General features: G+C 41.1%; 8 protein-coding genes and 3 pseudogenes. 5 read left to right on the plus strand and 6 right to left on the minus strand.

Annotated features, from left to right (window positions below; genetic code table 11):
* Positions 1–136: 136 nt before the first annotated feature.
* The 5 genes and pseudogenes from ENH88_RS14385 to ENH88_RS14405 form a co-directional block, all read left to right on the plus strand.
* Positions 137–547, plus strand: a pseudogene (locus ENH88_RS14385) (ATP-binding cassette domain-containing protein); the annotation flags it as partial.
* 42 nt (positions 548–589) lie between these two features.
* Entirely contained in the window at positions 590–1270 is a 681-nt protein-coding gene (locus tag ENH88_RS14390; RefSeq protein WP_304183192.1) for a CDP-alcohol phosphatidyltransferase family protein, read from the plus strand.
* A complete protein-coding gene (locus ENH88_RS14395; protein WP_304183194.1) occupies positions 1263–2054 on the plus strand; it encodes a sterol desaturase family protein in 792 nt (263 codons plus the stop codon). The genes ENH88_RS14390 and ENH88_RS14395 overlap by 8 nt, the downstream gene beginning before the upstream one ends.
* A gap of 420 nt (positions 2055–2474) precedes the next feature.
* On the plus strand, positions 2475–5135 hold the full coding sequence (locus ENH88_RS14400; protein WP_304183195.1) for a glycoside hydrolase family 16 protein: 2661 nt from the start codon (positions 2475–2477) through the stop codon (positions 5133–5135).
* A gap of 65 nt (positions 5136–5200) precedes the next feature.
* Positions 5201–8134, plus strand: a complete 2934-nt coding sequence (locus ENH88_RS14405) for a TonB-dependent receptor (protein ID WP_304183198.1) — start codon at positions 5201–5203, stop codon at positions 8132–8134.
* Between the two features lie 51 nt (positions 8135–8185).
* On the opposite strand, the pseudogene ENH88_RS14410 reads toward ENH88_RS14405, so the two are convergent.
* From ENH88_RS14410 to ENH88_RS14430, 6 genes and pseudogenes are all read right to left on the minus strand, one after another.
* Positions 8186–9658 (minus strand): annotated as a pseudogene (locus ENH88_RS14410) (S41 family peptidase).
* A gap of 229 nt (positions 9659–9887) precedes the next feature.
* A complete protein-coding gene (locus ENH88_RS14415) occupies positions 9888–10400 on the minus strand; it encodes a DUF421 domain-containing protein (RefSeq protein WP_304183199.1) in 513 nt (170 codons plus the stop codon).
* A gap of 279 nt (positions 10401–10679) precedes the next feature.
* A pseudogene (locus ENH88_RS23260) lies at positions 10680–10754 on the minus strand (transposase); the annotation flags it as partial.
* A gap of 227 nt (positions 10755–10981) precedes the next feature.
* Entirely contained in the window at positions 10982–11719 is a 738-nt protein-coding gene (locus ENH88_RS14420) for a hypothetical protein (protein WP_304183200.1), read from the minus strand.
* On the minus strand, positions 11719–12048 hold the full coding sequence (locus ENH88_RS14425) for a hypothetical protein (RefSeq protein ID WP_304183202.1): 330 nt from the start codon (positions 12046–12048) through the stop codon (positions 11719–11721). The genes ENH88_RS14420 and ENH88_RS14425 overlap by 1 nt, the downstream gene beginning before the upstream one ends.
* 545 nt (positions 12049–12593) lie before the next feature.
* Positions 12594–12891: aldehyde dehydrogenase family protein (locus tag ENH88_RS14430; RefSeq protein WP_304183203.1), on the minus strand; the 298-nt coding region annotated here is incomplete at its 5' end.

Here is a 12891-nt window from a genome sequence, read left to right on the forward strand (position 1 = left end):
CATGGGTGCTTTACATATGTGCACGTTTAAAAACGTGCACTTTTGAAAAAATATTTAGGTAAACCCCATGCCAGTATAAATCCAATAAGCGGTAACACCATTTGCATAATAGCGTACACGGCACTGGTGCGTCTGCTTGCGCCATATTGGAGTGCTTTATCAAGACGCTTTATTGTTTTCGCATTTAACTGTTGCTGGTAACATTGCCTTTGCAATGCCCAAAGGCAATAAAAAACAACGCCTTGAAAAAATAGAACACGCACTTGAGAAAGTCGGTCTTAAAGACATGGGCAATCGCCACCCCGACAACCTATCAGGTGGGCAACAAGCTCGTGTTGCATTATTACGTATGCTGCTAAGCGAACCTAAAGCCATTTTACTTGACGAACCCTTTAGCAAACTCGACACCCAACTGCGTGTTGATACACGCGAACTCGTGTTTAGCCAAATACGCGATCATAAGCTACCTGCAATTATGGTTACTCATGATCATAGCGATGCCGACGCTGCAAATGGCAAACTCATTACGTTAAGTGCAGCTCTTTAATATGGCTTTAATACACAGCTTTAAACGCATAAGGCAACAAACATGCTAGACAAATTTATCACCCCTGTAATTAAGCCACTGTTAACACCTGTGGTTATGCTTATGCATAAACGCGGCATAACTGCCGATCAGCTCACCGTGGTTGGCTTTTTAGTTGGCTTATTAGCCGTGCCATTACTGGCGTTTGAGATGTGGTACGGCGCATTAGTTGCCATTGCTTTAAATCGAATTTTAGATGGACTTGATGGCGCATTAGCACGCTATGCAAACCAAAGTTCAAGCGCAGGTGGCTTTTTAGATATCACACTCGACTTTTTATTTTACGCGGCTATTCCGCTTGGCTTTATTTTGGCAAACCCTGAGCAAAACGCGATAGCGGGATCGTTATTACTTGCCACTTTTATTGGTACGGGCTCAAGCTTTTTAGCTTTTGCGATTTCCGCCGAAAAATTTAAACTCGAAAAACCGCAATTTAAATACAAAAGCTTTTACTACTTAAACGGCTTAACCGAAGGCACTGAAACAATAGCGCTATTTATTGCATTTTGTATTTGGCCGCAGCACTTTGCAGTTATGGCGAGCATTTTTGCTATTGCGTGTGGCATAACTATTTTTACCCGTATACATGGCGGTTATCACACGCTTAAGCAACAAGAAGCCGATGCTAACAAAGCAGCTGAAAACGTGCCTAGCAGTGCAAATTCAGAGGTAATAAATGACTAATGAAGTATGGTGGCGACTCGGCTGCTTTTTTAGCATTTTAATTATAATGATGCTGCTTGAATGGCAAAAGCCTGCTCGCCAAGCACCTATTAAAAGCAGTACACGTTGGTTTGCTAATTTTGGGTTAGTGTTTGCTTCATCAGTTGTTGCGCGCTTAGTTGTACCCATTGGGTTAACCGCTGTTGCACTTTACAATCAAGAGCACGGCATTGGCTTATTTAATCAAATAATCCTACCAAGCAGTTTAATTATTATATTGAGCATACTTTTACTCGATATATTAATTTATTGGCAGCATAGGTTATTTCATAACGTGCCTATTTTATGGCGCTTGCACCGTGTACACCACGCCGATGCGCATGTTGATACAAGTACGGGCTTGCGCTTTCACCCTATCGAAATTGTACTGAGCATACTTATAAAACTCATTGCAGTAACTGCTCTTGGCGTACCTGCGATTGCAGTACTTATTTTTGAAATAGCACTTAATGGTTTAGCACTATTTAATCATGCAAATATACGCCTACCTAATGCCATTGAAAAGCCGCTGCGTTTAATACTAATGACGCAAATATTGCATCGAATTCACCATAGCCAAGTGGTTAGCGAAACTAACTCAAACTATGGGTTTAGTGTAATTTGGTGGGATAAATTATTTGGTAGCTACAAAGATAAAGCCAAAAAAGCCGACGCAGATATAAATATTGGCTTAAAAGAATACCCAAGCCAAAAGCAAAATGCGTCGCTTTTGGGGTTACTTACAATGCCTTTTAAAAACAAGTAAAAACCAGCATATTTTATCTCAGACAATACCAATCCACTTAAAATTGCTTTATGTAGATTGGTATAAACAAAATACTCCTTAAATACTATAAATATACCTGTAACTAACCTTTTAATTGTTAAGTCCTTTCCTACTTTTTTGACGTAAAAAATATTCCGCTCACGCTCCCATCAAAAAACACAAACAACATAACTAATTGTATAAACTGCAATTTATATACAATCTAAAATTGGTAAACTGGTCTTACCGTAAACTAATTGTAAATAAAATAAACAAATATGTTGACCATTTGCGTACTCCACAATATCATTTGTAAGCGCTTACAAAACACATATCAAAATGTAAGCGCTTACAGCATGAAAAAACAAAGCTCAAAAAACAATTAATCTGACAATAATCTGTTGAAACCGGGGTTCAGTTATGAACATTGAAACAACGCACATTACACGTTTACTTGCCGCTATCTCTTTAGTTACGTTAGCTGGCTGTGGTGGCGACTCTGCCACTAAATCAAATTTTGAAAATGTAGATGCCTCTGAGCCAGTTTCAGATTGGCAAATGGTTTGGAGCGACGAGTTTGAAGGCTCAGCCATTGATACAAACAAATGGAACTATGAATTAAACTGCGATGGCGGTGGTAACAACGAGAAACAGTGTTACACCGACAGCGAGCAAAATGCATTTATTGCAGACGGTGTGTTAAACATTGTTGCCCTACCCGCTGAGGAAGGTGCAGAAAAACCTTACACTTCAGCACGCTTAAATACGCGTTATAACGCCGACTTTACGTATGGCCGTTTTGAAGTGCGCGCCAAACTTCCATCAGGACAAGGTAGCTGGCCAGCATTTTGGATGCTACCAACTGATGAAGTTTACGGCACTTGGCCTCGTTCTGGCGAAATAGATGTTTTAGAATCAGTAAACCTTAAAACACCGGATGAAGACGGCGGTATAGAGTCTAGTATCCACGGCACCCTTCATTACGGACGCGCGTGGCCAGATAACAGCTATACAGGGCAAGAATTTAAATTCCCTGAAGATACTAATCCTGCTGATGACTTCCACACGTATGCTGTTGAATGGCAAGAAGGTGAAATTCGCTGGTACGTAGACGGTTACCTTTATGCAACTCAGCGTCAATCTGAAGTTCGTACTAATGCAAGTGGCGAGGCTGTAGGTCTAAAACATCGTGGCTGGTTTGCAGAATATTTTGAACAAGGTTCTGGCGAGCTTGAAACTCACTGGGATAGCGCACCATTTGATAAAGACTTTCACTTATTGCTAAACCTAGCAGTAGGTGGTGACTGGCCTGAAAACGTAAATGATTTAGGTGTAGATGCTAGCGCATTTGAAAATGGCCAAACCTTTGCTATTGATTACGTACGTGTTTATCAATGTGCATCAAACCCTGAAACAGGTAAAGGCTGTGAAACTATTCGCCCTGGTTACAATAGCCTAGATGATGCTTTGCTTGAAGGCGATGCACCAATTCCTAGCCCACCTTCGACAGGCATTGCAACACCATTAACTATTTTTGGTGAGTCATTTAATCCAAACTGGCCTGCATGGGATTGTTGTGGTGGTTCTACTCCCGCTATTGTTGCAGATGAAACCCAAGGTGATGTAGTTGAATTTGTAGTAGGTGCAGAACCCACAGTAATGGGCTTTATTAGCCGTGAAATTTTTATTACTGACGAAGCAGGAAAAGCTAGCCCATTTGATGCATCTCCAATGCTGGATGAAGGTTACGTTCGCTTTAAAATGAAAGTAACAAGTGCACCAGGCACAGCTGATGCAGCTTGGCTTGTAAAACTTGAAAGTAATGAAGGTTCTAGCGCAGTAGAAATGCCAATTACAGATAGTCTTGAAGGCGTAAGCCCTGTTGTTGGCCAATGGCAAACTTATACATTTTTACTAAAAGATTTAGATGCTGCAGATTTAGATATTAGCGCAATTGATGTGATCATGATGTTTCCAGCATGGGGCGCAGGTGAAGGCGCTGTTTATTTAATTGACGATGTTGAGATTACTCAAGATAACTTAGGCGTATCACCTGAGCTTACTATTTTTGAAAATGAGCAAAATCTAGCATGGCCAATGTGGGATTGTTGTGGTGGCTCAACCCCAGTTGAAGCCATGGATGATGAAGAACATGGTCTAACCGCAGAGTTTAGCATTGGTGCAGAGCCTACTGTAATGGGCTTTAATAGCCGCACATCGTCAGGTGGCGCAGGCGAATCGTTTGATGCTAGTAGCATTTTAGATGAAGGTGTTATTCAATTTGATTTAAAAGTAACCTCAGCGCCTAGCGATCCAGCTACACCGTGGTTGTTTAAAGTTGAGTCAAATGAAGGTGACTCTGCAGTAGAGCTTGAATTAACGGCAAGTGTTGAAGGCGAAGCACCAGTTACTGGCGAGTGGCAAACATATACATTTAAACTCTCTGATCTTGCAGCTGCTGGCTTAGATGTAAGTACTATAGATGTATTAATGATTTTCCCAGCATGGGGTGCAGGTGAAGGCTCTGTTTACCGTGTAGATAACGTTAAAATTTATAATCCAAATGCAGCGCCAGCTGCAACGGGTGAGCTTACTGTATTTAAAGATGCAGCGGCCGAGCAATGGAGTATTTGGGATTGTTGTGGTGGCTCTACACCAACAACAGAAACCGATGATGACGCGCATGGCGCAGTAGCGCAATTTAGCATTGGTTCTACTGCTACAGTAATGGGCTTTATAGCTGATGAAGACGTATCGTTTGATGCCTCTGCAATACTTGACAATGGTGTAGTTCAATTTGATATGAAACTAGTCTCTGCGCCTTCAAATATTGATGCTCAGTGGCTATTTAAAATTGAATCAATTGGTACATCAAGCGCAGTAGAGCTTGCTTTATCAAGCAGTGTTGAGGGCCAAGCACCTGTAACGGGCGAATGGCAAACATACACCTTCCCTCTTCAGCAATTGTTTGATGCAGGCTTAGACATTAGCGCATTAAACGTAATTATGGTTTTTCCTAGCTGGGACATGGGCGATGGCGCGCTTTACCGTATAGATAACGTGGTTATTGCAAATCCATAAAACACACACCAATGGGCGCTTAGCGCCTATTGCTACACAACAACATTTTATAAAGCAGAGCTATTATGAACACATTCAATTTTAAAAAGAGCCAACTTGCGGCTTCTGTGTCTCTCATCATTGCTGCGAGCACATTAAACACAGCTATCGCTGCAGAAGCAGACATATCAGCAAAGCCTGATGTAGAAATTATTGAAGTAAAAGGTATTCGTGGTTCACTTATTCGTTCTATGGATATGAAACGCGACTCTTCGGGTATTGTAGATGCTATCTCGTCTGAAGAAATGGGTAAATTCCCAGATACAAACTTAGCAGAATCATTACAGCGTATTACCGGTGTATCGGTAAGCCGCGCTAACGGTGAAGGTAGCCAAATTACAGTACGTGGTTTTGGTCCAGAGTTTAACTTGATTACCTTAAATGGCCGCCAAATGCCGGGCACAGGTTATACACGCTCGTATAACCTTGAAAACGTTGCCTCTGAAGGCGTAAGTGCGCTTGAAGTGTTTAAAACAGCTCGTGCAGACGTGCCAAGCGGTGGCTTAGGTGCAACGGTTAATATTTCTACTGCGCGACCTTTTCAAAAGCCAGGTCAAAATTTTTCGGCAACCGTTAAAGCAAACCACGACTCGTCGAACGAAGCTGGCGATGACGTAACACCAGAGTTTTCTACTGTTTACAGCAATACCTTTGTAGATGACACTTTTGGTTTCGGTTTTTCATTTTCGCACCAAGAGCGTGACTTTCAAAAACAAAGTGCCAATATTCAAGGCTGGCAGGCAAACGTAGACTTACCTGAATTAGATAGCAGCAACGTAGTTGATAACCGCACAGATTCTGCAGGTAACTACTACTTCCCTAAAGACATGAACTACTCTATTGAAGATGTAGAGCGTGAACGTACAAATGGGCAAGTTACTTTTCAATACGCACCAGTCGATGGCTTTGTAGCAACACTTGATTACACAGCAAGTAAAGCTGTAACCGGCTCTCAAAGCATTGGTTGGGGTATTTGGAACGACTTTGGTAGCAATATAAATGGCTACGAACTAGATGAAAATGGTACTGCAGTATATGCAGACATTAGCGGTAATGACGCGTCATTCACAGCTAATAAAGGCACTACAGAAGTAAAAGCCCGCTCTCTTGGTTTAAACCTAGATTGGGAAATTAGCGACACGTGGCACGTAGAGCTTGATTACCACGACTCTAAAAACGAAACCGATAACGGCGCCGACAACGGGCTGGGAAGTGCAGGCCAAGTAATTTTAGGGTCTGATCAGCTAGCTAATAAAATTTATGATTACCGCACGGGCGAAGTACCTAGTGCACAAGTTAATTGGTTAAATGGCACAAGTGAATTAACGCCTGGCGAAATTGATTCAAACTTTAGTCAGTTTACTCACTCGCCGGGTGAATCAAACATTGAACAATTACAGCTGCACACAACATGGTATAACGAAAGCTATGACATTGGTTTAGTTAAAGTTAAATTTGGCGCATCACGTACAGAACAAAACACAGGTGGTTACACCGCTTGGAGTGGTTTAGTAGGTGGCCCAGGTTTTAACCCATCATATACAGAAATATTCCCAGACGGCATGTTTACCCGTAATGATACATCAGGCCTTTTAGATCAGTTTGATGGCGGCGGCAGTGACTTACAACCTGGTTACTACTATACCTATGACTTTGACGAAGCTGTTGCACGCCAAATTGCTTACTTAACGGCAGATGTAACAGGTGGCGATGCATATGCCGCTAATGCATACGCAGACGGAATAGATAGCGAGAGCTACGTAGAAGAAATCACTAATAGCTTTTATGTTCAGTCAAGCTGGGAGTTTGACGTAAGTAACTACTACGTAAAAGTAAATGCAGGCCTACGCTATGAGCAAACAGACGTAACCAGTACTGTACGTCAACGCGTTGAAGATCAAGTTAACTGGATCAGCGCTTCAGAGTGGATCATGCAATACGCTGCGGGCGGCGATGATAACTTCTTAGAACAACAAGGTGATTACGATGTTTTACTACCTTCAATCGACGTAAGTGTTGATTTAACTGAAGACGTAGTAGCCCGCGTATCTTGGGGTAAAACAATGTCGCGTGCACCACTAGGTAATTTAGCCGGTGGCCGTAGTTTAACAGGCAGCCCAAAACCGGGTTCTCGTACAGGTAGCCAAGGTAATACAAACTTATTGCCATTTGAATCAACAAACCTTGATTTATCACTTGAGTATTACTACGCAGAAGGCAGCTACGCATCTGTTGGTTACTTTAAAAAAGACGTTGATAACTTTATTCAAACCACCATTACGCAAACTACTATTGATGGCTTGCACGATATTTTAAACGGCCCTCGTTACTTACAAGCCGTAAGCGATATTGAATCACGTGGTGAGCAAGCAACAACCGACGCTATTTTTGCACAAATGATTGCCAGCGGTTACGGCAATGCAAATGGCATTATTGAACCAAACAGCGACGATCCGCTAATTACATGGAATATTAGCCAGCCACAAAACACCGACAGTAAATCGGTAGATGGTTTTGAAGTTGCAGTTCAACATCTAATTGGTGAAACTGGTTTTGGTATTGGTGTTAACGCAACATTTGTAGATGGCGACGTAGAATTTGATAGCGAAAGCCTTGATCAACAAGCACCGCTTACAGGCTTAAGTGACTCAGCTAACTTTCAAGGTTTTTACGAAAAAGACGGCCTATCAGTGAAAATTACTTACGCATGGCGCGACTCATACCTAATTGGTGTAGGCCAAGCGCAAGGTTCAGCTGATGCGCCTCCGCAATATGCTAAAGCGTATGGCCAATGGGATATGAGCGTTAACTACGATGTAAACGAAAACGTAACGGTATTTTTTGATGGCATAAACTTAAACAATGCAACCGAAGAAGGCTACGGACGTTACGAAGAGCAGTTCTTATTTGCTAATCAATACGGTCCTCGTTACTCAATTGGTGCTCGTTACACGTTCTAAACTATTTCCTAGTTAGAAGGTTAAGCCGCTTGTTACAACAAGCGGCTTTTTTTATAGCGTTTTTATTTGCTCAAGCAACACATTGGTTGTCCAATCAAGGCCCTTATACGCCACATCGGGTTTGTAAAAATCCCCTGCCCCACGCGCTCTATTTACATATACTTTATTTGGCACAATCACTTTCCCCAAGCTTGAAGGTAAATCGGCTAAGCGTACCTCCATATACATAGAATCAGCGCTACTTGGTGCACCAAATAACGTTGTATTTTCAAAAAGCTTAAACTTATCAAGTGCATCTAAACAAGCACTGGCGCATTGCGGCGGCACTATAACAAACACCTTGTTTTTAAAGTCACTCACTAAAGGCTTTTGTGGTATGTTATTTAGCGTATTAGTTTCTTGCTCTACATAAAATGGATCATCATTTTTAAGTGATAAAGCCATGCCAGTAGAGACGGTTTTGAGAGTTTTCAGTACTTCGGATTGATCTTTTACAACGTCCAATAAAGACTATACATAGTCAGTATTATCTTTTGATGCTCTCCACCACACTTGCGTGTTTTGAGAAGTATTATTTGCTTTTTGCTCTACTACTTTTTGGCCCCATAATCCTTTTGCTATTTGTGAGCTCCAATAAGATGAGCCACCTTGGTTATGGCGCAAATCTAATACCACGGCTTTTGCAGTAAGTAACTTGCTACGTTGCTGTTGTATTTTTTCAAACACTTTATTGTAGGCAGTAGTTTGTTTATCGGTTGATGAAAAGCTAGGCATAGCAATCCAACCAATGTTTTTTTCAGGCCACGTTAAATCAATGGGGAGTTCATCACCGTTGTAGGCATTTTCTAAATGCTTACTTGCTGACTTAGGCCTCACAGACCAATTTAATACGTGTGTATAGGTATTGCCATTGGCTTTAACAAATTCGCATTCTTTTAGAGGAGTTAAAAATGGATTGCCCTCGTCAATGAGTAACCGCCAACCTTGCTGCCACCAATGCCCAGGTTGTGCAACTTCACCATGAAACTTAAATATTCTCTCAGGCATTAAGGTATCAGTGCTTTGCCCATCACATTGGCTTACAACGTCGCCTTTACTAATATTGTTGGTTTCGCTGTAATACACTTTTAGCGCATCACCTCGCCATACAGCTCTAAAGCCGGGCCAGCGGCGCGCGGGTCTATCTACGCTTGAAAACGCACCAGCATGACCATCTTGTAACACAGTGCTAAAGCGTGCAATTGCCGCTACATGAGCTTGCGGACCGCTCGCTTGTGACAAGAGTGCAAGCGCCTCTGCTTTTGCTTGTTTTAATAAATCAGGGAAAGTTGGGTTATTAACATCAAACATACCAGGATGATTTTGTGCAGTAATACTATAAGCCGCGTTAATATCGCGCTCTGTTATGCTGCGCCACTGCTCAGGTGTAGTAGGTAGAATGGGTTCTTGTGCAGCATTTATAAATGGTGATAGTAGTAAAGCGCAGAGCAATACATGATTGGTTATTTTTGTTTTTATAGTCATGAAAATCCGTTTAGCTAAAAATAAATTACTGGTTACGTTATTGTTCATTAACAATACTAAAAAAGCGATTTAAGGTACATGTGTAAATACATACCTGGCACCTAAGTTAAAAACTTAAGAATCGTCCAACCTTATTTAGTAGGTGAGCAATGTGTCTGATACAGTAAAAAAGCCATACCAATTAAGTTACGCGATTTATGGTAATCATCGGCCGCTAAAAATTGTCCAATTAATCTCGAGGATTTCGTAACTTCATAATCAGTTGAGCATAGTTTTCACTTTTCGGCACAATACTTAACTCACCGTCGGCCTCGAAAACCACCGCCATAACTGTGCTTAAATCACCAAAACCGGCTTTTCTAACACTTGCTTCCACTTCAGTGCTTGTGAGTCGAGCATCTTTCATAGCGGCCTCTATATATTCACCGTCGAAAAAAACTAATTGTGGAGAGGTTTTTACTACTTTGTCGAAGGTCGAAAAATGGGCGCTCATCCAAGTGAGTAAATACTGTAAAAAGAGGAGCAGGCTAACCGCAACTAAAACCTCAACTATGACTACGTCTTTCAATAAAATAGCTGAACCTAAGATGGAGCCCGCTGCTACGGTGATTATCCAGTCAAAGTTGTTCATTTTGGCAAATGGGCGTTTACCCACTAAGTGCGTCGATAGGATTAAAAAGGGATAAATAATCAAAGTTGTGGTGACAATGCGCGCTATTTCACTCCAAGATTCAAAAAACATATTTCCCTCTACTTAAGGTGCTGAATAAATTAAGAATCATATAAGCTAAACAGCCACCTGAATCACACAAACTAGGCAGTCACCTTAATAAATCAAACAACACTATGCAACTAAATCTGGCATACAGATACAGCATCTATCTTTTATTAATAGGTCACTTTTACGAATAATTTTTATTTATGTCAGGGCACCAAATTATGATGACACCCACTTTATTTAGCCTATTAAAATCTAGGCATCAAAAAGTGCAAAGTTTAAGATGGGTGTCTGATTAATTCTTCTTTTTTCGACAATATAACAAAGGGCATACTCAAAGGTGCCAGGCAGAATCTGCTCAGCGAAATTGATAGGAATGAATTTATTTTGACAGGGTAAGTCAGGCTTGACTTCTCACCCAAAGAAAGAGCCATTACGGTTTACCATAGGTGAATAATATCTATTAGATCACAGCAAACAGATGGATTCAAGATTAAAAAGCAACCAACCAAGAATAGTTGGATACGTTCCTAAAAAGAGTAATTCTACAGCCTCAACGCCGCATTCAGCGGCATGTCCGCTGTAATGCTTTGTTATGCGAATTATTAACCTGCCGCACAAGCTTTAATCCTATGAATTACCTTCTCGCGAAACTCACCATGCCCATGCGTTGCTCTGGGGTGGGCAATTCTAAAGCATATGGCATCGGCTGCCTCAAACTCCCAGAACTTTCTAGAAATCACTTCTTTATTTCGATAGCCACCAAAGTTATCATTGAATAATTTTTTTATTACTGGATCAATACCAGCGAAGCCAGCCGCAAAAATTACAACATCTGGCTTAAAGTGTATGATCTGTATTGCAAGCAACTTTTTTGATATTGACGTTATTTCTTCGAGCTCATTTTTCGGGCGTGTTCTAGGGCTTTTCTTGTTGTAGTCCCACGCAAACAAGTTTGCATAGATAATGGATTTGGGATCAACTTCAAGCTCCTTCGCCAGCCGGAAAAAATATTGCTTAAAGCGACTTCGCGTTTTTGTAATAACTTTTCCACCCTTGCTCACCAGAAGATGTTTTTTATAACGCTCAGTTGCTTCACACACAAGCTCGCAAACTTTATCTTTTTCGACAAAATCAGCGACACGATTAATCTTATTCTTGTTGCTATCAGTATTCCATCCGGCAGTCTCCCGACCAACCAACATAATTTTTAGATTTGAACTCCAGTACTCATCAAATGGAACCGGTAAAAAAACACCAGAGTATTTGTCCTCCTCAAGGTTGAATGAGTTAATATTAAGATCTCTCAAGATCGTTGCGTAATCATTAAATAATGCATCCATTAAGAAAGCTCCGTAGAGCCATCTGGAAGCCATTCAATATTCAGGCAACCATCACCAAAACGTACGACACCTTCCTTTTTCAGTAGCTCATTAAACTGCCCCCGATACTCGATAAAATTATCAAGCAATTCAATCAGGTGTACTTTGAACCCTGATTCAGTGGCCTCCTCAAAAATGTCGTCTTCAATCTTCCAACGAGTGATGCTCAAGCGATCTTCATTATCTTCCGCACAGAAAATCACTTCACCGGTTGCTTTCACAATCTCAGGATATTGCTTGGCAAGCATAGTAAGGCGAGTGGTTTCAAAGCCTTGGTCAAAATTTGGCATATTGTTTCCTTGTACTCGTTATTCTTTAGCTTACGACATCTGGGCGACAGATTGTCGTCGTAGAGGCGCATAACAGCTTATTGAACACCACTATGGGGGGTTATAACACCCCAAAACGGCGTATATTACATTGCTTAATAATTCCATCAAACAACTCTAATTTAAACAAGTAATTACGTGTGTTATAAAATTGCCCTTGTTTAAATACCTCAGAACGACTTTTAATAATGTTATCCGACAAAGGCGCAACCACTGCCAATTTATACAGTTATTAATTATAAAATTTAGCTTGTATGAAATACCCTTTTTTAACACTGAAAAAAGAACACATATAATAAAAGTGTGCAAAAACACGATTGATGCTTACCTTCAATGGGTATGGGTTACAACTTTTATGTAATTTCATGGTACGCACTATCCTAGTGCTAAGAGCGATAACGCGGTTGAGTCGTTTTAAATTAATTAAGCCAATGTACAAAAAAGCGCTGCAAATATGCAGCGCTGTCATTACTTAACGGTTGTTTATTTAAACTTTGTACTTAAAATTAAAAGAAGCCGAGCGGATCTTCGCTGTAGCTTACTAATAGGTTTTTAGTTTGTTGGTAGTGACCCAGTGCGAGTTTGTGGTTTTCGCGACCAATACCTGATTTTTTATAGCCGCCAAACGCGGCATGAGCCGGATACATGTGGTAGCAGTTAGTCCATACTCGGCCTGCCTCAATTTTACGCCCCATACGATACGCTTGGTTCATGTTGCGGCTCCATACACCGGCGCCTAAACCAAATTCAGAGCTATTGGCAAGTGCCAACGCTTCGGCTTCGTCTTTAAAGGTCGACATTGAA

Origin of the sequence: Pseudoalteromonas prydzensis, assembly GCF_011050055.1 — a bacterium.
GTDB classification, from domain to species: Bacteria; Pseudomonadota; Gammaproteobacteria; order Enterobacterales; family Alteromonadaceae; genus Pseudoalteromonas; species Pseudoalteromonas prydzensis_A.